This window comes from Mesorhizobium sp. P160219, assembly GCF_057786095.1.
Genome location: NZ_JBYNWG010000001.1, coordinates 4,436,012 through 4,453,959, shown reverse-complemented (window position 1 = coordinate 4,453,959; position 17,948 = coordinate 4,436,012). Strand labels below are relative to the sequence as shown.

Annotated in this window: 24 protein-coding genes; 17 read left to right on the top strand and 7 right to left on the bottom strand. The window is 62.7% G+C overall.

Annotated features, from left to right (window positions below; all coding sequences use genetic code 11):
* Positions 1–19: 19 nt before the first annotated feature.
* The 12 genes from AC3EMP_RS21605 to AC3EMP_RS21550 all read left to right on the top strand — a co-directional run bounded on the left by AC3EMP_RS21605 (position 20) and on the right by AC3EMP_RS21550 (position 8,825).
* Entirely contained in the window at positions 20–490 is a 471-nt protein-coding gene (locus tag AC3EMP_RS21605; RefSeq protein ID WP_023726592.1) for a hypothetical protein, read from the top strand.
* A 121-nt stretch (positions 491–611) separates the two neighbouring features.
* The gene (locus tag AC3EMP_RS21600; RefSeq protein WP_023669002.1) at positions 612–968 is read left to right on the top strand and encodes a hypothetical protein; all 357 of its coding nucleotides are present in this window, start codon (positions 612–614) and stop codon (positions 966–968) included.
* A 228-nt stretch (positions 969–1,196) separates the two neighbouring features.
* The gene (locus AC3EMP_RS21595; protein WP_352543587.1) at positions 1,197–2,117 is read left to right on the top strand and encodes a DMT family transporter; all 921 of its coding nucleotides are present in this window, start codon (positions 1,197–1,199) and stop codon (positions 2,115–2,117) included.
* A gap of 7 nt (positions 2,118–2,124) precedes the next feature.
* Positions 2,125–2,757, top strand: a complete 633-nt coding sequence (mobA, locus tag AC3EMP_RS21590; RefSeq protein WP_352597222.1) for a molybdenum cofactor guanylyltransferase MobA — start codon at positions 2,125–2,127, stop codon at positions 2,755–2,757.
* On the top strand, positions 2,754–3,257 hold the full coding sequence (gene mobB / locus AC3EMP_RS21585; protein ID WP_023714210.1) for a molybdopterin-guanine dinucleotide biosynthesis protein B: 504 nt from the start codon (positions 2,754–2,756) through the stop codon (positions 3,255–3,257). Before mobA ends, mobB begins: the two co-directional genes overlap by 4 nt.
* 317 nt (positions 3,258–3,574) lie before the next feature.
* A complete protein-coding gene (locus AC3EMP_RS21580) occupies positions 3,575–4,360 on the top strand; it encodes an ABC transporter substrate-binding protein (RefSeq protein WP_023688509.1) in 786 nt (261 codons plus the stop codon).
* A gap of 74 nt (positions 4,361–4,434) precedes the next feature.
* Positions 4,435–5,151, top strand: coding sequence for an ABC transporter permease (locus tag AC3EMP_RS21575; protein ID WP_023669007.1), 717 nt, complete (start codon positions 4,435–4,437; stop codon positions 5,149–5,151).
* Positions 5,148–5,978 carry an ABC transporter permease gene (locus tag AC3EMP_RS21570; protein ID WP_023688511.1) on the top strand — a complete coding sequence of 277 codons (831 nt, stop codon included), beginning with the start codon at positions 5,148–5,150 and terminating at the stop codon, positions 5,976–5,978. Before AC3EMP_RS21575 ends, AC3EMP_RS21570 begins: the two co-directional genes overlap by 4 nt.
* Before the next feature lie 103 nt (positions 5,979–6,081).
* Complete coding sequence (locus AC3EMP_RS21565) at positions 6,082–6,951, top strand: NAD(P)-dependent oxidoreductase (RefSeq protein WP_023726595.1); 870 nt, start codon at positions 6,082–6,084, stop codon at positions 6,949–6,951.
* Between the two features lie 9 nt (positions 6,952–6,960).
* The gene (locus AC3EMP_RS21560; RefSeq protein WP_023710489.1) at positions 6,961–7,665 is read left to right on the top strand and encodes a DNA alkylation repair protein; all 705 of its coding nucleotides are present in this window, start codon (positions 6,961–6,963) and stop codon (positions 7,663–7,665) included.
* Positions 7,625–8,209 (top strand): GNAT family N-acetyltransferase, encoded by a 585-nt coding sequence (locus AC3EMP_RS21555; RefSeq protein WP_023669011.1) that lies wholly within the window; start codon positions 7,625–7,627, stop codon positions 8,207–8,209. Before AC3EMP_RS21560 ends, AC3EMP_RS21555 begins: the two co-directional genes overlap by 41 nt.
* A 46-nt stretch (positions 8,210–8,255) precedes the next feature.
* On the top strand, positions 8,256–8,825 hold the full coding sequence (locus AC3EMP_RS21550; RefSeq protein WP_023669012.1) for a DUF3299 domain-containing protein: 570 nt from the start codon (positions 8,256–8,258) through the stop codon (positions 8,823–8,825).
* A gap of 48 nt (positions 8,826–8,873) precedes the next feature.
* On the opposite strand, the gene AC3EMP_RS21545 is transcribed toward AC3EMP_RS21550, so the two are convergent.
* The 4 genes from AC3EMP_RS21545 to AC3EMP_RS21530 all read right to left on the bottom strand — a co-directional run bounded on the left by AC3EMP_RS21545 (position 8,874) and on the right by AC3EMP_RS21530 (position 11,400).
* Positions 8,874–9,365: an Lrp/AsnC family transcriptional regulator gene (locus AC3EMP_RS21545; protein WP_023669013.1), complete on the bottom strand. Its 492-nt coding sequence runs from the start codon at positions 9,363–9,365 to the stop codon at positions 8,874–8,876.
* A gap of 143 nt (positions 9,366–9,508) precedes the next feature.
* The gene (locus AC3EMP_RS21540; protein ID WP_023669014.1) at positions 9,509–10,126 is read right to left on the bottom strand and encodes a uracil-DNA glycosylase family protein; all 618 of its coding nucleotides are present in this window, start codon (positions 10,124–10,126) and stop codon (positions 9,509–9,511) included.
* On the bottom strand, positions 10,126–10,737 hold the full coding sequence (locus tag AC3EMP_RS21535; protein ID WP_023669015.1) for a glutathione S-transferase: 612 nt from the start codon (positions 10,735–10,737) through the stop codon (positions 10,126–10,128). The genes AC3EMP_RS21540 and AC3EMP_RS21535 overlap by 1 nt, the downstream gene beginning before the upstream one ends.
* Positions 10,738–10,776: 39 nt before the next feature.
* The gene (locus AC3EMP_RS21530; protein WP_023726596.1) at positions 10,777–11,400 is read right to left on the bottom strand and encodes a thermonuclease family protein; all 624 of its coding nucleotides are present in this window, start codon (positions 11,398–11,400) and stop codon (positions 10,777–10,779) included.
* 75 nt (positions 11,401–11,475) lie between these two features.
* On the opposite strand from AC3EMP_RS21530, the gene AC3EMP_RS21525 reads away from it, so the two are divergent.
* Positions 11,476–12,999, top strand: coding sequence for a sensor histidine kinase (locus AC3EMP_RS21525; protein ID WP_023690732.1), 1,524 nt, complete (start codon positions 11,476–11,478; stop codon positions 12,997–12,999).
* Between the two features lie 9 nt (positions 13,000–13,008).
* Here AC3EMP_RS21525 and AC3EMP_RS21520 read toward each other — a convergent pair whose 3' ends face one another.
* Positions 13,009–14,007, bottom strand: a complete 999-nt coding sequence (locus tag AC3EMP_RS21520; protein WP_488494738.1) for a nicotinate-nucleotide--dimethylbenzimidazole phosphoribosyltransferase — start codon at positions 14,005–14,007, stop codon at positions 13,009–13,011.
* A 187-nt stretch (positions 14,008–14,194) separates the two neighbouring features.
* Between AC3EMP_RS21520 and AC3EMP_RS21515 the strand changes: the two genes are divergently transcribed.
* Both AC3EMP_RS21515 and AC3EMP_RS21510 read left to right on the top strand, forming a co-directional pair.
* Positions 14,195–14,428 carry a DUF1289 domain-containing protein gene (locus AC3EMP_RS21515; protein ID WP_023824914.1) on the top strand — a complete coding sequence of 78 codons (234 nt, stop codon included), beginning with the start codon at positions 14,195–14,197 and terminating at the stop codon, positions 14,426–14,428.
* A gap of 13 nt (positions 14,429–14,441) precedes the next feature.
* The gene (locus AC3EMP_RS21510; protein WP_023726599.1) at positions 14,442–15,146 is read left to right on the top strand and encodes a TIGR02281 family clan AA aspartic protease; all 705 of its coding nucleotides are present in this window, start codon (positions 14,442–14,444) and stop codon (positions 15,144–15,146) included.
* Positions 15,147–15,151: 5 nt separating this feature from the next.
* On the opposite strand, the gene dusA is transcribed toward AC3EMP_RS21510, so the two are convergent.
* The gene (dusA, locus tag AC3EMP_RS21505; RefSeq protein WP_023726600.1) at positions 15,152–16,147 is read right to left on the bottom strand and encodes a tRNA dihydrouridine(20/20a) synthase DusA; all 996 of its coding nucleotides are present in this window, start codon (positions 16,145–16,147) and stop codon (positions 15,152–15,154) included.
* 228 nt (positions 16,148–16,375) lie between these two features.
* Positions 16,376–16,672: a hypothetical protein gene (locus AC3EMP_RS21500; RefSeq protein WP_023726601.1), complete on the bottom strand. Its 297-nt coding sequence runs from the start codon at positions 16,670–16,672 to the stop codon at positions 16,376–16,378.
* A gap of 248 nt (positions 16,673–16,920) precedes the next feature.
* Here AC3EMP_RS21500 and AC3EMP_RS21495 point away from each other — a divergent pair, with 248 nt between their 5' ends.
* Together AC3EMP_RS21495 and AC3EMP_RS21490 are read left to right on the top strand one after the other, a co-directional pair.
* On the top strand, positions 16,921–17,268 hold the full coding sequence (locus AC3EMP_RS21495; RefSeq protein ID WP_352670632.1) for a DUF1294 domain-containing protein: 348 nt from the start codon (positions 16,921–16,923) through the stop codon (positions 17,266–17,268).
* Between the two features lie 224 nt (positions 17,269–17,492).
* The gene (locus tag AC3EMP_RS21490; RefSeq protein ID WP_352842921.1) at positions 17,493–17,822 is read left to right on the top strand and encodes a hypothetical protein; all 330 of its coding nucleotides are present in this window, start codon (positions 17,493–17,495) and stop codon (positions 17,820–17,822) included.
* Positions 17,823–17,948: the final 126 nt, after the last annotated feature.

The window sequence follows — 17,948 nt, the reverse complement described above, 5'->3', positions numbered from 1 at the left end:
TGTCGGCTGGAGACATCGAATGAAGCGTCTTTCCATTGGATTGGCAGTTGCACTGATCGCGGCAGGCAGCGCCAATGCAGCGCCGTTCACCTACACCAATGCGCGCTTTGGCACGGTCTGCACCTTTCCCGACGACATCTTCACCGATCGCCAGCCCGAGCCGTACAATGGCGACGGACAGCAGTGGCTCAGCGCCGACGGCGCCAGCCTGATCTGCTCCGGTATTTTCAACGTCAGTGACGACACCCCAAAGAGCTTCGTCGCCGAGGAGAAGGCAATCAAGGAAGCGGGCTACCAGATCAGCTACAGCAAGACCGGCAAGAACTGGGCGGTGCTGTCGGGACTGAAGGATGGCAAGATTTTTTACGAACGGCGCCTGTTCGGCAAGGACGGCGTCATCCGCACCGTGCGGATCGACTATCCGCCGGCCGTTAAAGCGAAATACGATCCGCTGGTCGGCGCCATTGCCGGCAGCCTCAAAGGACCGTGAGCTTTTCGGACACACACCAGAAAAAGTCTCATGCGCATATAGCTGGCGGATTTACCGCAAGCGCGTTCGAGCCTAGATTCCTGGACATAGCGGCTCGTCGCTCGGTTTGGGGGAATACGACATGCGCACATTCTTACTTTCTCTTGCAATGCTTGGGTTTGCCGCCGCGCCGGCAGCAGCACAGTCCATCGGTGGCAGCTACACCGTCGCGGGCACCAATTTCGACGGCTCGAAATATGGCGGCGAAGCCACCATCACGCTGACCAGCGAGACCACCTGTACCATCCATTGGGAGACCGGCGGATCATCGTCGGACGGCATCTGCATGCGCAACGACGATGCCTTTTCCGCCGGCTATGTCATGGGCAAGGAAATCGGTCTTGTCGTCTACAAGGTAGAGGATGACGGCTCGCTGCACGGCCTGTGGACCATCGCCGGCAAGAACGGCAGCGGCACCGAGGTGCTGACGCCGAAATGAGCCTGCTGGTCATCCAGCCAGCCCTCTCAGGGATTTCTATTGGCCACGGGTGAAAATCCTTGGCCTATTTCTTTGACGTTGCTGTCTTGCCGCCGGCTGCTACAGGCTTGAGCGGTTCACCGTTTCGCCGAAACGTCGAACCGCTTTATTCTTTGTTTTCACGCAATTCCGGACGGAAAACCGTTTCACACTTTTCCTGGAATTGCTCTTGCAAAACCGGTAACGCCCTTGCCTCTTTCCCCAAACATTCGCGGCGCGCTGTGCATGATGGTGGCCATGATCGGCTTCACCCTCAACGACGCCATTACCAAGTTCTCGTCGGAATCGATGAACATGGCGCAAGTCATGCTGGTGCGGGGCGCCTTTGCGTCGCTGCTGGTCGGCCTGCTCGCCTGGCAGCAAGGTGCGCTCGCACGGCCGGGCTCGATGCTGCAGCCGCTGGTGGCGCTTCGCGTGGTCGCCGAGGCCGGCGCCACCGTCGCCTTCCTTGTCGCATTGGCGCATCTGCCGATCGCCAATGTCTCCGCGGTGCTGCAGGCGCTGCCGCTGGCGGTGACGATGGGGGCGGCACTCGTATTCAGCGAAGCGGTCGGCTGGCGGCGCTGGCTGGCGATCGCCGTCGGCTTCGGCGGCGTGCTGATCATCGTGCGGCCAGGCTTCGAAGGCTTCAGCGTCTATTCGCTGTACGCACTCGTCAGCGTCGCCTGTTGCGCAGTACGTGACCTCGCCACCAAGCGCATCCCGAGGGCTATCCCGACCTTGCTGGTGTCGACGGCAACGGCAATCGCCATGACCATCGTTGGCGCCGTGCTGCTGTCGCCGATGGGTGGCTGGACGCCGATGTCCGGCAAAGGCACGGCACTGTTGGCATTGGCGGCGGTGCTGGTGCTGATCGGCTACCAGTTCATCATCATGGCAATGCGGGCCGGCGACATCTCCTTCATTGCGCCATTCCGCTACACCGCCCTCTTTTGGTCGATGCTGCTTGGCCTCATCATCTTCGGCGATGTTCCCGACCTGCCGATGATCTTCGGCTCCGCCATCATCATCGGCTCCGGCCTCTACGCGCTCTATCGCGAGCGGGTCGCCGGCCGGCAAAAACCCGCAGCCGAAAGCGCTGGACCCGACATGGCGCCGGACGGCATATAGTTTGGCCATGAGCCAAGACATTGCAGGAATTATCCTGGCCGGAGGCCTGTCACGGCGCATGGGCGGCGGCGACAAGACTTTGCTGGCGCTTGGCGGGCGTCCGCTTCTCGACCATGTCGTTGCCCGCCTGGCGCCGCAGGTCGGATCGCTGGCGCTTAGCGCCAATGGTGACCCGGCGCGCTTCGCCGCGGCCGGTCTTCCGGTTCTCGCCGATATGGTCGAAGGCTATGCCGGACCGCTTGCCGGAATCCTCACCGGCCTCGAATGGGCGGCAGCGAATACCGCTTTCAAGGCATTGGCGACGGCCGCCGGCGACACCCCGTTCCTGCCGGTGGACCTGGTCGTGAGGCTGGCTGCGGCTGTTGACGAGCGACCAGGCTCGATTGCGGTTGCCAGTTCCGGCGGCCGGCAGCATCCGACCTTCGCGCTGTGGCCGCTCGGGCTGCGTGAGGCCTTGCGTCATTTCCTGATCGACGAGGACAACAGGCGCGTCTCCGCCTTCATCGAGCGGCACGACTGTGTCGAAGTGGAATTTCCGTTGCTGGCCCACGGCAGTGACGAGATCGACCCGTTCTTCAACATCAACACACCGCACGACCTTGCGGTGGCCGAGCGTCTGTTGCAGAGCATCGGCCCATGAACATCTTCGGCATCACCGGCTGGAAGAATTCCGGCAAGACCACACTGACCGAGAAGCTGGTCACAGAGCTCGTCCGGCGCGGCTGGACGGTGTCGACGGTCAAACACGCCCATCATGAGTTCGACATCGACAAGCCTGGCGCCGACAGCTTTCGCCACCGCCAGGCGGGCGCCACCGAAGTCGCGGTGGTGTCGGGCAAACGCTGGGCGCTGATGCATGAATTGCGCGGTGAGGACGAGCCGACGCTGGAGACGGTCCTGTCGCGGTTGGCCCCGTGCGACATCGTGCTGGTCGAAGGCTACAAGCGCGAGGCGCACAAAAAGATCGAGACCCGGCGGCGGGAGGCCAAGGACCGCTCGCCGCTGTCGGCCAACGACGGACATATCGTGGCGATTGCCGCCGACTTCGCGGTTACCGGCGAAAGCCTGCCTGTGTTCGATCTCGACGACTCGGGAGGGATAGCCGACTTCATCGAGCGCATGACCGGCCTCAAACCTTGAGGCCCCTGCCCTCGCCCGGGTCAGCCGCCCTCTTCAGCCGTTGCATTGTCTAAGCGCGTCGCGCCTGAACGGCCTCATGCGACGCTTCAGGTTGTTTTATTTATGCATGTCGTCGTCCCAAAACCGCTGCGCACTTTTGGGCGACATGCATTAACCCGGCGTCGGCATTGGCTGGACCCGCAAATCCCGCAAGCAACGGTTTTGCAGTTGCTTTTCTCCCGAAAACAGTGGGAGTATCGCGCCAGCGGGCGGTCAAAAGCACCGCCCCACAGAGCCGTTCCGGAACGACGGCCGGGAGCCATAAAGAGAGGACTATCATGCGTATTGCACTGCGTATCGCGCTCGCCGCATCGGCTGCGCTGCTGACGCTCGGCGTCGCCCAGGCTCAGGAAACGACCCTGAGAATCGGCACCGAAGGCGCCTACCCCCCATTCAACAACCTGACCTCCGACGGCCAGCTCGTGGGCTTCGACATCGACATCGCCAAGGCGCTCTGCGACGAGATGAAGGTCAAGTGCACCTTCGTCGCCCAGGATTGGGACGGCATCATTCCGGCCCTGCAGGCCGGCAAGTTCGACGCCATCGTCGCCTCGATGTCGATCACGCCGGAGCGCGCCGAGAAGGTCGACTTCACCCACAAATACTACAACACGCCGTCGGCGATCGCGGTACCCAAGGATTCGACCCTCAAGGGCGTGACCAAGGAAGACCTGGCCGGCAAGACCATCGGCGTCGCAACCACCACGACGCATTTCAATTATGCCTCGAAAACCTATACGGACAGCACGGTCAAGGGCTATCCGAGCAGCCCCGAAGAGCAGGCCGATCTCGCCAATGGCCGTCTCGACGCGATCGAGGACGATATCGTCGTGTTGCAACAGTTCCTGGATTCGCCTGATGGCGCCTGCTGCAAGATTCTCGGCCAGCCTTCGCCGCAGCCGGTCGATATCTTTGGACCGGGCGCCGGCATCGCCGTGCGCAAGGGCGAGACGGATCTGGTCAACAAGTTGAACAGCGCCATCGACGCAATCCGCGCCAACGGAAAGTACAAGGAAATCAACGACAAGTACTTCAAGTTCGACGTCTTCGGCGCCGAGTCCTGATCGTCTGAACAAGGCGGCAGGGGAAGTTTCCTCCTGCCGCCTTGGCCTGACAGAAGTGGAGACAAGACCCGTCAATGCCAAGCCAGAACATATGGATACTTCTCACTTGGGGACCCGATGGCTGGATTGACGATATTGCCTATGGCGCACTGGTCACCATTGCGCTCGCGCTGGCGACACTGCCGATCGGCCTGACGATCGGCTTTTTCGTCGCCTGGGCGAAACAATCCGAAGAGCCATCGCTTCGCGTGGCTGCCAACATCTACACCACGGTGTTTCGCGGACTGCCGGAACTGGTGACGCTTTTCCTGTTCTTCTTCGGCATGCCGATCCTCTTGCAGTATGTCATCCGTCTGTTCAGGCCGGAAGCGACGGTCGATGTCGACAGCTTCCTCGCCGGCATGATCGTGCTGTCGCTGATCTTTTCGTCCTATTCCAGCGAAGTCTTCCTTTCGGCCTTTCGCGCCATTCCGAAGGGCCAGTATGAGGGCGGCTATGCGATCGGGCTGTCGAAATGGCAGACGATGCGCAAGGTGATCCTGCCGCAGCTGCTGCGCATCGCCTTCCCCGGCCTTGAGAATTGCTGGCTGAGCCTGCTCAAGGACACGGCCCTGGTGTCGGTCGTCAACCTGGCTGAAACCTTGCGCAACGCCGGCGTGGCGGCCCGTGTCACCAAACATTCCTTCCTGTTCTACAGCGTCGCGGCGATGGTGTTCCTTATCCTTGCCATCCTGTCGTCGATCGCCACCGGCTTCATCCTGCGTTCGCTCGGGAGGAGGGAGGCACGATGAGCGTCGTGACGCGCGCCGCCGTCGACATCGAGAAGCCACCACCACGGGCGCGAGGCTGGCCGCGGGCCCGTATCGTCGGCTACGCGCTGGTCGGCTTCTGGATCCTGTTCGGCATCGGCATCGCCGTCTATCTGGTTTACGCTTGGAATGGCGAATTCTTCGCCAGATACGCGCCGGCCTATCTGCAGGGCTTGGGAACCACGCTTGCGCTGGTGGCCATCTCGATGGTGCTCGGCGCGCTTTTTTCGCTGCCCGTCACCTATGCCCGCATGTCGAAGAACCGCTATCTGTCCGTCCTGGCCTATTGCTACGTCTACTTCTTCCGCGGCACGCCGCTGCTGGTCCAGGTCTATCTCGTCTATTACGGCCTGGGCTCGTTCCGGGTGCAGCTCGAATCCGTCGGACTGTGGTGGTTCTTCCGCGACGCCTTCAATTGCGGTGTGTTCGCCTTCGCGCTCAACACCGCCGCCTACCAGGCCGAGATCCTGCGCGGCGCCATAGAAAGTGTTCCGAGGGGCCAATGGGAGGGCGCTGCTTCGCTCGGCCTGCACAAATTGCAGACGCTGCGCAAGGTCATCCTGCCGCAGGCGTTTATCGTCGCGCTCCGGCCCTACGGCAATGAACTCGTCCTGATGATCAAGGCCTCCGCCATCGTTGCCATCATCACAGTCTATGATTTGATGGGCAACGCGAAGCTGGCCTACGCCAAGTCCTTCGACTTCCAGGCCTATGTCTGGGTCGCCATCGTCTATCTGGTGATGGTCGAGATCCTGCGCCACGGCGTCGAATGGATCGAGCGACGGATCACCATTCATCTGATCCGCTGAGCGTTCGGCTGTACCAGTCGATCGGCTCATGCGCGTCTTGACGAATGGCGCGTAGAGCCTAGAGCTGTCCAAGACAATTCCGTTCCGTCTGAAGGGCAAACCCATGGCATCTGTGGCATTTCTCGGTCTTGGCGTGATGGGCTATCCCATGGCCGGGCACCTCAGGAACAAAGGCGGCCACGACGTCACCGTCTACAACCGCACCGCGGCGAAGGCGGAACAATGGGTGGCCCAGCATGGCGGCAAGCTTGCTTTGACGCCGGCGGACGCCGCAGAGGGCCAGGATTTCGTCTTCTCCTGCGTCGGCAATGACGACGATCTGCGCTCGGTGACGACCGGGGCCGATGGCGCCTTCGCCGCGATGAAAAAAGGCTCCGTCTTCATCGACAACACCACCGCTTCGGCCGAAGTGGCGCGCGAACTGGCCGACGCCGCTGAAAAGGCCGGCTTTTCCTTCCTCGACGCGCCGGTTTCCGGCGGGCAGGCGGGCGCCGAGAACGGCGTGCTGACGGTGATGGTCGGCGGCGAGCAGGCTGCCTTCGACAAGGCCAGGCCGGTCATCGACGCCTTTGCCCGGATGGTCGGGCTGATGGGGCCGTCGGGCGCCGGCCAGCTCACCAAGATGATCAATCAGATCACCATTGCCGGGCTGGTGCAGGGACTGGCCGAAGGCATCCACTTCGGCAAGAGGGCCGGGCTCGACATCGAGAAGGTCATCGAAGTCATCTCCAAGGGCGCTGCCGGGTCCTGGCAGATGGAGAACCGCCACAAGACGATGAATGCCGGTAAATATGATTTCGGCTTTGCCGTGGACTGGATGCGCAAGGATCTCGGCATCTGCCTCGATGAAGCCGACCGCAATGGCGCGAGACTGCCGGTGACCGCCCTTGTCGACCAGTTCTACAAGGATGTGCAGGCGATGGGCGGCAAGCGCTGGGACACCTCGTCCTTGCTGGCGCGCCTGGAAAAATAAGCGTTCGCAATGGCCGAGCTTTCGCCCCAATCGAGCGCCGATGAGATCGTCGCCCATTTGCGCTCGATCGGCTCGGAGGACAATCGCCGCGGCATGTTGCGCTACGGTATCAAGACCGAGCGCGCGCTCGGCATCTCGCATGGCATGCAGCGGCAGATCGCCAAAAAGATCAAGCGCAACCACGAGCGAGCTTTCGAACTTTGGCAGACCGGCATCATGGAAGCGCAGTTCATCGCTTCCGTCACGGCCGACCCGAAGCGCTTCTCAGCCGCGGATGCACGACAATGGGCCGCGTCCTTCGATTCCTGGGATATCGTCGACGGCGTCTCCGATCTCTTCGTCGACACGGACGCCTGGAAGGAGCTGATTGAAGAGTTCGCGGCGGACGAGCGCGAGTTCGTTCGACGCACGGCCTTTGCCATGATGGCGTGGTCCGTCGTGCACCGGAAGCAGGAGCCGGTGGCGACTTTCCTCGGCTTCCTGCCGATCATCGAAGCGCATGCCGCCGACAGCCGCAATTTCGTGAAGAAGGCGGCAAACTGGGCGCTTCGTTCGATCGGCAAGCGATCGTTGGAGATGCACGGCGCTGCCCTTGCCGTGGCCGAACGACTGGCCCAGTCGGCCGACAAGACGGCGCGCTGGATTGGCAAGGACGCCGTACGGGAACTCACCAATGCCAAGATCGTCGAGCGGATCGCCGCCAGAAAAGGCTGACCTAGCCAACGTCCGGTTCACCGAGGTGACGCGGCAGACGCGCGCCGATTTCGAAGGCCTCTTCGAAGCGCAAGGCGGTCCGAAGTATTGCTGGTGCATGGCCTGGCGGCCCCTGCCCGGCCGCCGCGAGCATGTCCAGCACGCCGAGTTGAAACGGGCCATGATGGCGCTTGTCGAGGCCGGTACGCCGGTGGGAATCTTGGCCCAGATTGACGGCAAGACCGTCGGCTGGTGCTCGGTCGCGCCGCGCCAGACCTATCGGAAGCTGACGTCGCAACAGGACGATGACGAGACCGGCATCTGGTCGATCGTCTGCTTCTATGTGCCAAGGGCGCTGCGCGGCGGCGGGCTGGCGGCAGCGCTGCTTGACGCTGCCATAGATCACGCCTTTGCCAAGGGCGCCGGCGTGATCGAGGCCTACCCGGTCGACGAGGCATCGCCGAGCTACCGTTTCATGGGGTTTCGCGGCGTGTTCATCGCTCGCGGGTTCCATGAGGTCGGCATGGCCGGCTCTCGCAGACATGTGATGCGGCTCGAGCGTTGACGCGATCGGCCGCGGCGTCTTTACTCCTGCACAAAGGAAGCGGCCGATGAGCAGTCCTCTCAAATCGACCTTGGCGCTTGCAGCCGCGTTGTTGGTGTTCACCGCTACCAACGCCTCAGGCCAAACCGCGCACATCTTCTGGAAAGATCTGCGTCCTGCGACGCAGGCGGTGGCCGAAGATGCCGGCCTGCCGATGATTGCGGCAAAACTGCCCGATCGTGGCGAGACATTGTCGCTCAACCTGCAGGACAAGATGGTACAATTAGCCGGCTATGCATTGCCGGTCGACCGCGATGGCGACCTCGTCTACCAGTTCCTGCTGGTGCCGTGGACAGGCGCTTGCAGCCACATGCCGACGCCGCCGCCCAACCAGATCGTGCTGGTGACGCCGGCCCGTCCCTACAAGATGTCGCAGGCCTATGAGTCGGTTGCCGTGACCGGCGCCTTGCGGCCCGGCTTGGAGAAGAGCCAGTTGTTCATTCTCGACGGCGTCAGCATCATCCAGTCCGGCTACACCGTACGCAAAGCCGATGTGGTGGCAGTCGACACGGTGCCGGACACGATCACGCTGCCGGTCAACTCGCCCTGGAGTTTCCTCAACAAAAAGAAAAACTAAGCGCCGCCGGCTTGTGCAGCGTCACCGCCCAGTCACGGACAACCGCGCTCAGGCCGCGTTGGCGCCGGATTCCTTGTCCAGCAGCATGTAGTCGAGCGGCATTTCGGTCGTGTACTTGATCTGCTCCATGGCGAAGGACGACGACACGTCGCGGATCTCGATCTTGGCGATCAGCCGCTTGTAGAAGGCGTCATAGGCGGCGATATCGGGCACCACGACGCGCAAGAGATAATCGACGTCGCCGCTCATGCGGTAGAATTCGACCACCTCGGGAAATTCCTGGATGACTTCCGAGAAACGCCGCAGCCATTCATGGCTGTGCGAATTGGTGCGGATCGACACGAAGACGGTGACGCGCACATTGACCTTTTCGTGGTCGAGAATGGCGACGCGCCGCTTGATGACTCCCTCTTCCTCCAGCTTCTGGATGCGGCGCCAGCACGGCGTCGTCGACAGGCCGACTTTCTTGGCGACATCGGCAACCGCGAGCGTCGCGTCCTCCTGCAGGAGGCGGAGAATTTTTCTGTCGAGGCGATCCATTGAGGTGCTCCTGGTGCAGGCCGCGTTCCCTCGGGCGCGACGCGCTTTGGGAATAGATTGGCTATACTCCCTCTTATTTCGACCTTTCACAAGAAAGAAATTCTGCCGGATGGCACAAAAGCGAGCGATATCTTGCTTAAAGTCTAATCTATGCGATAGCGGATTTCCGATCTCAGAAACGGCAGCAAATCCATTTCAAACCATGGATTCTGCTTCCGCCATCCTGAGTTGCGCCATGACGGGTGTGGCAGCGGCAGCACTTTCAGGCTGGCCGGCGCATCCCAGATGGTGCGCCAGTCCTTCACGGTTTCGGTCAGCGACGGCCGGCGCGTGGCGCCCATATGCCAGGATTGCGCGTAGGAGCCGATTGTCAAAACGAGGTCGATCTGCGGCATCAGCGCCATCAGCGGCGCGCGCCAGGCCAGCGCGCATTCTCGGCGCGGCGGCAGGTCGCCGCCCTTGGCGTCCTGGCCGGGGAAGCAGAACCCCATTGGCACGATGGCGAATTTATCCGTGTCGTAGAATTCCTCGCTTGTCACGCCCAGCCAGCTTCGCAAGCGGTCGCCGGACGCGTCGGTGAACGGCATGCCCGACAAATGCACCTTTGTGCCTGGCGCCTGGCCGGCGAGCAGGATGCGGGCACTGGATGATGGCAGCAGCACCGGGCGCGGCTCGTGCGGCAGTGGCCTGCCGACCGGAGTGTCGACGCAGATGCGGCAGGCGCGGACCTTTGCCGTCAAGCGTTCGAGTTCCGCCTCCATCAGGCGGAAGCGCTCGGACGGCTCGAGACGGCGCTGTACCAGCGCAGCACGTTGGTGCACTCGTCCGGCACTTTGATGCGCGCCGGTTTCATGAAATCCATGGCGATCATGCCGGTGATATCGGCGATCGAATAGGCGTCGCCGGCGGCGAATTCGCGGTTTGCCAGTTCGGGGTCGAGCAGTTTCAGGAATTCGACCGCTTTCGCCTTGTTGGCCTCGCCCCATTGGGGGATCTGCGGAATTTCCCATTCCTTCATCGCCGGATGGATGTGGCGAAAAGCCTGGGCGACGCAGCTGAGCAGATTGAACTCCATGCGCCTTTGCCACATCTCGACCTTGGCCCTGCCGAGCGCGCCTTGCCCGAACAGCGCCGGTTCGGGATGCAGTTCCTCGAAATAGCGGCAGATGGCGACGGATTCGGTGAGGATGGTACCGCCGTCGAGCTCGAGCACCGGCAGCCGCTGCAGCGGGTTGCGCGACCTGACCGGCTCCTGCTTGTGCCCCATCGCACCCATGTCGACCGGCACCAGCGGCACTGCGATGCCCTTTTCGGCGAGGAAAACCCGCACGCGCCGCGGATTGGGGGCGCGGCCGCCGTCGAACAGTTTCATGCTTATCCTCCCGATCTGGTCCTTCAACTATAGTGCTCGTCACCAGAAGCGAAACATCTCTCGCAAGGCGTCACCGACCGAAGCCAGGGTGCCGTGCTTTCTTTCGAGCGGGCCGCCGTGGTGGCTTTCGCGCCAGTCTTGCGGCTCATCGAACGTGCCGGCCCAGATGCCAACCTTGCCGGCGCGGGCAATGGCCTGCTCGGTGTCGAAATCGCCATAGGCAATGGCCCAGCCGGCCTCAACCTGGGCCCGGTTGAGATCCTTGCCGCCGGCCTTGCAATCGCCGAGCAGGCGGCCGTAGCGGTCGCGCTGCCAGCCGCTGCAGGTCACCGGATTTCCTGATATCAGCCGCACCAGCGCCTGGCGCGCCAGCCTGCCGCAGGCGTAGTCTGCGCCATCCCTACGGCAGATCTGCTGGTATTCCGGAGCGTCGATGCCGCGCATGCGGATACGTTCGGTGCCAAGAGTGAGTGAATCGCCATCGTTGACGATCGCCACCCCTTCCGCCTTGCGCGTCTCGAAACGGTCGAGGCGTGCGGCGAGCAGGATCAGCAGGCCGAGCAGAATGACCGTCAGCGCGTAATCCAGCAGCTTGCGCCACAGGCTTCGCGGCGGCGGCGGATAGTATCGCCGGCGCGGCCTTGGCGACCACGAACGGCTCATATGGCAAACAGTCTCTTAATCATTCGAACGTAGCTTAACGAATTGAGATCGCTGCGCGCATAAATCGAAGTTTCCATGCCTCTGCTACGCTCGAACACAGCGGATAAATTCATTGTGGACCGCCGGAAACCGCACCGCAACAGCGATGTGGCGCGCGCGGTGCGCAAGACGCGCGACCGTCTTTCGCAGCAGGTTGGCAATCTCGACTTCGACCGTGAACTGCTGAAGCTGCATGCCGGGACCATGGTGCGCGGCGCAGCCGTCATCCCACTGCTGGTGTTGGCGGTCGCGGCGGCCGGGCTGCTGGCCGGTGTGGACAAACAGATCAGCGTCTGGGCGCTGTTCACCCTGATCTGCTATTCGATCGTCGCCTTCATGGCGCGCCGCGTCGAGCGCACCGAAGCCGCCGAGCTCAATCCTGTTCACACCCGCAGGGATTTCCTGATCGGACATTCGCTGTGCGGCCTCGGCTGGGCGTGGTTCGCATGGCTCGGCTGCGCCACCTGCCAGATCGACCAGTTCCAGGCCGCCAAGGCGGTGGTGCTGCTGCTGGCCATGGCGGCGACCGCTATCATGGCGTCGTCCTTGCGCGGCTCTCTGCTTGCCACCTTCGTCGTTCCGGTGGCGGTCTATGCCTATGCTGAAACGAAATTTTGGGTGCCGGTCGGGACGATCATGGTCGCCCTGCTGGTCGCGGCATTGCCGTTCTTTGCCTATATCGCGCGCCATCTCAACCGCTCGTCGCTGATACTTCTGTCCTTCCGCTCCGAAAAGGACGCGCTGCTCGCCGAGGTGGAGACAGCGAAATCAATGTCGGACGAAGCTCGTCGGCGGGCCGAAGACGCCAATCTGGCGAAGTCGCGCTTCCTTGCTTCTATGAGCCATGAGCTGAGGACACCCCTCAACGCCATTCTCGGGTTTTCCGAGGTGATGGCCAATGAGGTGCTCGGGCCGATGAGCAACCCCACCTATCGCGACTACGCCCGCGACGTGCACGATTCCGGCCAGCATCTGCTCGACCTGATCAATGAAATCCTTGATCTGTCGCGCATCGAGGCCGGCCGCTATCAGCTCAACGAAGAGCCGGTGATGCTGCTCAACATCGCCGAAGATTGCTGCCACATGATGGAATTGAAGGCGCGCAACAAGGACATCCGCATCGTCCAGGATTTCGAAAGTGCCCTGCCGCGGCTGTTCGCCGACGAGCGCGCGGTGCGGCAGATCACGCTCAACCTCCTGTCCAACGCCATCAAATTCACCGCCACCGGCGGCGAAATTCGCGTGCGCGTCGGCTGGACGGCGGGCGGCGGCCAGTACATTTCGGTCAAGGACAATGGGCCGGGCATACCGGAAGACGAAATCCCGATCGTGCTGTCCGCCTTCGGCCAGGGCTCGATCGCCATCAAGAGCGCCGAACAGGGCACCGGGCTCGGACTGCCGATTGTGCAGGGCCTGCTCGCCATGCATGGCGGCGAATTCGAACTTCAGTCGAAATTGCGCGAAGGCACCGAGGCAATCGCCATCTTCCCGCTCGCCCGAGTGATGGAGGAACTGCCGGCGCTGCCAACCAAGACCGTGGCGGCGGCCCGCCGACGTTGACAGCTTGTTCTAGGCTTTGACCGCCGCCGCCATGCCCGAACTGGTAAGCGCCGCCGCCTTGACCAGACCGGCGGCAAGGGCGGCCCCTACCCCTTCGCCGTGGCTGATGCCGAGATCGAACAGCGGCCCGAGGCCGAGCCGCTCGGCGGCAAGCCTTTGGCCGGGTTCGGGCGACTGGCTGGCCAGCAGGCAATGGTCGAGCGCACCCGGGTTGGCGGCATGCAGCACGGCAGCGGCAGCGGTCGCGGCGAAGCCGTCGAGCAGCACCGGGATTTTTTGCATCCGGGCGGCGAGGATGGCGCCGGCAATGGCCGCAAACTCGCGGCCACCGACCCGGCGCAGTGCTTCCAACGGGTCCTTCAGAGCCGCACCATGGAAGGCGACGGCTGCATCGACTACATCAGCCTTGCGCGCCTGCATGGCCGCGTCGGCACCGGAGCCGGGGCCGACCCAGTCGGCGCCGCTGCCACCGAACAGGGCGGCGCACAAAGCCGCCGCAACGGTGGAGTTGCCGACGCCGAGATCGCCGAGGCAAATCAGATCGGAGCCACCGGCAATGGCTTCCATGCCGAAGGCCATGGTGGCGGCGCAGCCGCGTTCGTCGAGGGCGGCGTCCTCGGTGATGTCGGCGGTCGCAATGTGCAGCGCCAGATCGAACACCTTGAGGCCAAGATTGTTGGCGACGCAAATCTGGTTGATTGCCGCACCGCCGGCGGCGCACAGCTCAACGGCGTTTGCGGTCGCAGCGACAGGGCGCGGCGAGATGCCGTGGCGGGTCACGCCATGGTTACCGGCGAAGATCGCCACTAGGGGCCGGTTCACCGCCGGCGGGGCGCGCCCGCTCCAGACAGCAAGCCAGGCGGCGATGTCCTCGATACGTCCAAGCGAGGCTTTCGGCTTGTCGGCCTTGGAAAACAGGGTGCGCACCCTGTTTTCCGCGACTGTATCGGCAGGCGGCAGGCTCGCCAGCAGATTGCGAAAGTCGTCGAAGGGCAGCGCGCTGGTCATGTCGGTCCTGATCATTCCCTGTGGTTGATCAGCGGCATAACCGCCTTGCCCGGCCGGCACAACTCCCCTCGACATTGGCGCGAAAGCGGTTGCCCGCGCCGCATTCCGAAGGGCTTGCATTGGCTTTGCCGTTGCACCATGTGGAGATGGAACGAGGGATTCCGGACGGAACCTTCAAGAGAAAGTCATGACGGCCATCGAATCCCCGTGCATCCTGGTCTGTTCGATCGACATGAAAACCGGCTTCTGCTTCGGCTGTGGCCGCACGCGCGATGAAATCGGCGCCTGGATGGGGATGACGCCGGAGGTACGCCGCAGCGTCATGGCCGAGTTGCCGGCCCGATTGGAAACGGTCGAGCGCCGGCCGCGCCGGGAAACACGCCGCAGCCGCATGGCGCGCGAGCGCGACGTCCTCTCTTGAGGCGGCAGGTCCAATGAACCGACTGTTCTGGATCGTGATGGCGGCAATCGGCCTCGGGCTGGTGCTGCTGATGATCAACAACGACGCCGGCAGCACGTTCGGCATCGAGAATTACGATTTCAGCCGTCTGGTCTGGCTGGGGGCGATCGGCTTGCTCGTCAGCGCCGGCCTTGTCCGGTCCGGCAGGCCGCTCGGCGTCATGGCCCGCAATCTCGGCACGTGGGCCCTGATCGTGCTGGCGCTCGTCGCCGGCTACCAGTACCGCTACGAGTTGCAGGATTTCGCCAGCCGGGTGACGGCGGGCCTCGTTCCCGGCAGCCCGCTGGCGCTCGGCGTCGAGGACGGCCATGCCACCGTGACCCTGGACAAGGCCGACAGCGGCCATTTCGAGGCCCGCATCACGATCAACGGCGCGCCGATCCGCACCGTCGTCGATACCGGCGCGACCAGTACAGTGCTCACCGCCGAAGACGCGCAGGCGGCCGGCTTCAATCCGGCCGCGCTGAGCTTCACCGTCCCGGTCTCGACCGCCAATGGCATGGCACGCGCCGCTTCGGTGCGCACCGACGAACTGGCGATCGGCGGCATCGTGCGCAAGAACATGCAGGTGATGGTCGCCGCGCCCGGCGCGCTCAGCCAGAGCCTGCTCGGCATGAACTTCATCGGTTCCCTGTCGGGTTTCGACGTGCGCGGCGACCGGATGATTCTGCGCGACTGAACTGCTTAAGCGGCCTTTTCAACACGGTCGAAATCGACGGCAGCGAACGCTGCCTTCAGCACATCCGGTCCGGCGCCGGGTTTCGTCGCGTCGGTGGACAGTATCTGCCGGAAGCGGCGCGCGCCCGGCAGGCCGTGGAACAGCCCGACCATGTGGCGGGTGACGTGGCCGAGCCGCCCGCCCTGCTCGATATGCCGCGCGGCGTAGTCGGCCATCGTGTCGATCAGCGCGGCAAAATCGTAGGCGCCGGCCTTGTCGCCGTAGAATGCCGCGTCGACGCCGGCCAAGATGCCTGGCGTGTGGTAGGCGGCGCGGCCAAGCATGGCGCCATCGACATGATCGAGGTGGCGAGCCGCCTCTTCGAGCGATTGAACGCCGCCGTTGATGCCGATGAATTTGTTCGATTTTCCCGCCTTGAGGCGATAGACCCTGTCATAGTCGAGCGGCGGGATGTCGCGATTTTCCTTCGGGCTCAGACCCTCCAGCCAAGCCTTGCGCGCATGCACCCACAGCGCGTCGGCGCCGGCCGCGAAAACGCCGTCGGCCAGCGCGTCGAGCGCGGGCTCCGGATCCTGCTCGTCGACGCCGATGCGGCATTTGACCGTCACCGGGATTTTCACCGCCGCCTTCATCGCCGCCACACAATCGGCGACGAGGTCAGGCACTTTCATCAGGCAGGCGCCGAACGTGCCGGACTGGACGCGGTCGGACGGACAGCCGACATTGAGATTGATCTCGTCGTAGCCGAAGCCCTCGCCGATGCGCGCCGCCTCGGCCAGCTTTTGCGGATCGGAGCCGCCGAGCTGCAGTGCCACCGGATGTTCGGTCTCGTCAAAACCAAGCAGCCGCTCGCGCGCACCATGGATGACAGCGTCCGCCACCACCATTTCGGTGTAGAGCAGCGCACGCTGCGTCAACTGGCGGTGGAAGAACCGGCAATGCCGGTCGGTCCAGTCCATCATGGGTGCAATAGCCAGTCTATGATCTTGATTTTTCAGCATTTTTTCTTTAACATCAAATCGTTAGAGCAGCCCGAGTGCACGCGAATTTACGCCAGAATACGACCCTTTTCGCCACGTTTCGATCTCTCAGTGCACACGGAGCGCACACGAGAAAATGGCCACCTACACAAAACTCTCGTCCGGTTCATGGCGTGTCCAAGTACGTCGCAAGGGTCGCTACGTTAGCGAGACCTTTCTGCGCCGAGACGACGCCAGGCGCTGGGCAACCTAAACCGAGCGCCAAGTCGATCGCGGTGAGACGCCGACCAAGTCCGTATAGCGCGCCTGAAAACTTTCGGCGAACCCATCGACCTTCATATCGACGACATGTGCGATGTAGGCAAGTCCCCTCGCCGCTCCAAGGCCGCAGCCCTCGATATGCTCCAAAGACATCTGGGGAAGTGCAACATAGCTGCCCTTGATCGCGAACGGCTCATTCGTTTTGGTCGCGACCGGGCCGCCCAAGGTGCCGGACCGATGACGCTCGGCATCGACATTGGCTTTGTAAAACTCATTCTGGCTCATGCCGCTGCGGTGCACGGTCTGCCCGTCAAGGTCGAACCGGTTGATCTCGCGCGTATTGCCCTGAAGAGGCTTCGCGTGGTTGGAAAGCCCATCAGCGCGACAGGCGCCCGACGCAGGATGAACTCGACAGGCTCATCGGTCACTTCGTGTCACCATGACGACGTTTCAGATAGCCCATTTAGATGGGCCCGTTGCCATCCGATGATTTAGCGGGCTTAGGTTATACTGGCCCGAAGGTGGAGGAGCGCATGCCGGGGCAGTTTGCAATCGGGGTCATCGGCTACGCTGTCGCGGTAAACTTGCTGGCTTACACCACCATGTCGTTCGACAAGGCTATGGCCAAAAACGGTGCCCAACGCATTCCAGAGTCGACGCTTCTTACACTCGCCATCATTGGCGGTAGCATCGGGACTGTGATCGCGCAAAAGACGATCCGGCACAAGACGCGCAAGGAGCCGTTCCGCTCCAGCCTCGCTCGCATCGTCCTGCTCCAAGTCCTCGCGGTAATCGCGATTGAAGTGGGATTGCTCTTTCCGGGATTGCCCGAAGCGCTCTCGCAATTACTGACATTCGGAGGCGAATTCGGGGGCCTCTAGTTTCAAGGGTGTCAAGAGCGGACGTTCAAGCGGCACCGGATCAGCGATGAATGCCGGCGCGCGCCCTACCGGAACCGACCCCGACTGCTGGCCATCAATGCGCGGCTAGCGTCAACCTTCGCGAAAAAGGGACGAGCATCGGCACCTTTCGCGAGTACGCGTCGTATTCTGGAAAGGCGGCCAAGGACAAGACGCGTACTTCGTTCAACATCCGCCGGTATTGAATGGCAAAATTCACTGCGAGGAGCCAAAAATCGCGATCGTGGTTACCCGGTGGGCAGGCCATTGGAACCAGCTCGCGAATTCAGCGTTTCGAGCGGATGATCAGAAGTTTCGCTTACGCCCTTATCCTCGTCCAGGTATCCATGGCGACCGCGCTGGCTACACAGGTCTTCCTTACGACCGCCGAGGAAGCCCGTAGCTCAGAACTCTCGCTGGCGCCGGCGCCAGGCGAAGAGGGATGCGCCAAGGCGATGTGGCCCAATATTCCGGAACGATGTCTGCAACGAGTCGAGCCGAAGGTGGTGACGCTCGTGCTCAGCCAAAACAACTAATGGCGCATGGCGCTTTCTGATATGCAGCTGGCTTGCGCCGCTGGCTGCGCTGCCGCAGGACCACCAACGCTCCGTTAAGCCTCGCTCAATCTCTGCAAGCTATCTTGTTGCCAGTTTGTCGAGGGT

Coding starts and splice junctions, on each gene's coding strand:
- AC3EMP_RS21575 (WP_023669007.1), top strand. CDS start 4,435: ATGCCAAGCCAGAACATATGGATACTTCTCACTTGGGGACCCGATGGC.
- AC3EMP_RS21495 (WP_352670632.1), top strand. CDS start 16,921: ATGCCGGGGCAGTTTGCAATCGGGGTCATCGGCTACGCTGTCGCGGTA.
- AC3EMP_RS21500 (WP_023726601.1), bottom strand. CDS start 16,672: ATGAGCCAGAATGAGTTTTACAAAGCCAATGTCGATGCCGAGCGTCAT.
- AC3EMP_RS21570 (WP_023688511.1), top strand. CDS start 5,148: ATGAGCGTCGTGACGCGCGCCGCCGTCGACATCGAGAAGCCACCACCA.
- AC3EMP_RS21555 (WP_023669011.1), top strand. CDS start 7,625: ATGCCAAGATCGTCGAGCGGATCGCCGCCAGAAAAGGCTGACCTAGCC.
- AC3EMP_RS21605 (WP_023726592.1), top strand. CDS start 20: ATGAAGCGTCTTTCCATTGGATTGGCAGTTGCACTGATCGCGGCAGGC.
- AC3EMP_RS21600 (WP_023669002.1), top strand. CDS start 612: ATGCGCACATTCTTACTTTCTCTTGCAATGCTTGGGTTTGCCGCCGCG.
- AC3EMP_RS21525 (WP_023690732.1), top strand. CDS start 11,476: ATGCCTCTGCTACGCTCGAACACAGCGGATAAATTCATTGTGGACCGC.
- AC3EMP_RS21530 (WP_023726596.1), bottom strand. CDS start 11,400: ATGAGCCGTTCGTGGTCGCCAAGGCCGCGCCGGCGATACTATCCGCCG.
- AC3EMP_RS21540 (WP_023669014.1), bottom strand. CDS start 10,126: ATGGAGGCGGAACTCGAACGCTTGACGGCAAAGGTCCGCGCCTGCCGC.
- AC3EMP_RS21545 (WP_023669013.1), bottom strand. CDS start 9,365: ATGGATCGCCTCGACAGAAAAATTCTCCGCCTCCTGCAGGAGGACGCG.
- AC3EMP_RS21510 (WP_023726599.1), top strand. CDS start 14,442: ATGAACCGACTGTTCTGGATCGTGATGGCGGCAATCGGCCTCGGGCTG.
- mobB (WP_023714210.1), top strand. CDS start 2,754: ATGAACATCTTCGGCATCACCGGCTGGAAGAATTCCGGCAAGACCACA.
- AC3EMP_RS21565 (WP_023726595.1), top strand. CDS start 6,082: ATGGCATCTGTGGCATTTCTCGGTCTTGGCGTGATGGGCTATCCCATG.
- AC3EMP_RS21515 (WP_023824914.1), top strand. CDS start 14,195: ATGACGGCCATCGAATCCCCGTGCATCCTGGTCTGTTCGATCGACATG.
- AC3EMP_RS21535 (WP_023669015.1), bottom strand. CDS start 10,737: ATGAAACTGTTCGACGGCGGCCGCGCCCCCAATCCGCGGCGCGTGCGG.
- AC3EMP_RS21560 (WP_023710489.1), top strand. CDS start 6,961: ATGGCCGAGCTTTCGCCCCAATCGAGCGCCGATGAGATCGTCGCCCAT.
- mobA (WP_352597222.1), top strand. CDS start 2,125: ATGAGCCAAGACATTGCAGGAATTATCCTGGCCGGAGGCCTGTCACGG.
- AC3EMP_RS21580 (WP_023688509.1), top strand. CDS start 3,575: ATGCGTATTGCACTGCGTATCGCGCTCGCCGCATCGGCTGCGCTGCTG.
- dusA (WP_023726600.1), bottom strand. CDS start 16,147: ATGCTGAAAAATCAAGATCATAGACTGGCTATTGCACCCATGATGGAC.
- AC3EMP_RS21520 (WP_488494738.1), bottom strand. CDS start 14,007: ATGACCAGCGCGCTGCCCTTCGACGACTTTCGCAATCTGCTGGCGAGC.
- AC3EMP_RS21490 (WP_352842921.1), top strand. CDS start 17,493: ATGGCAAAATTCACTGCGAGGAGCCAAAAATCGCGATCGTGGTTACCC.
- AC3EMP_RS21550 (WP_023669012.1), top strand. CDS start 8,256: ATGAGCAGTCCTCTCAAATCGACCTTGGCGCTTGCAGCCGCGTTGTTG.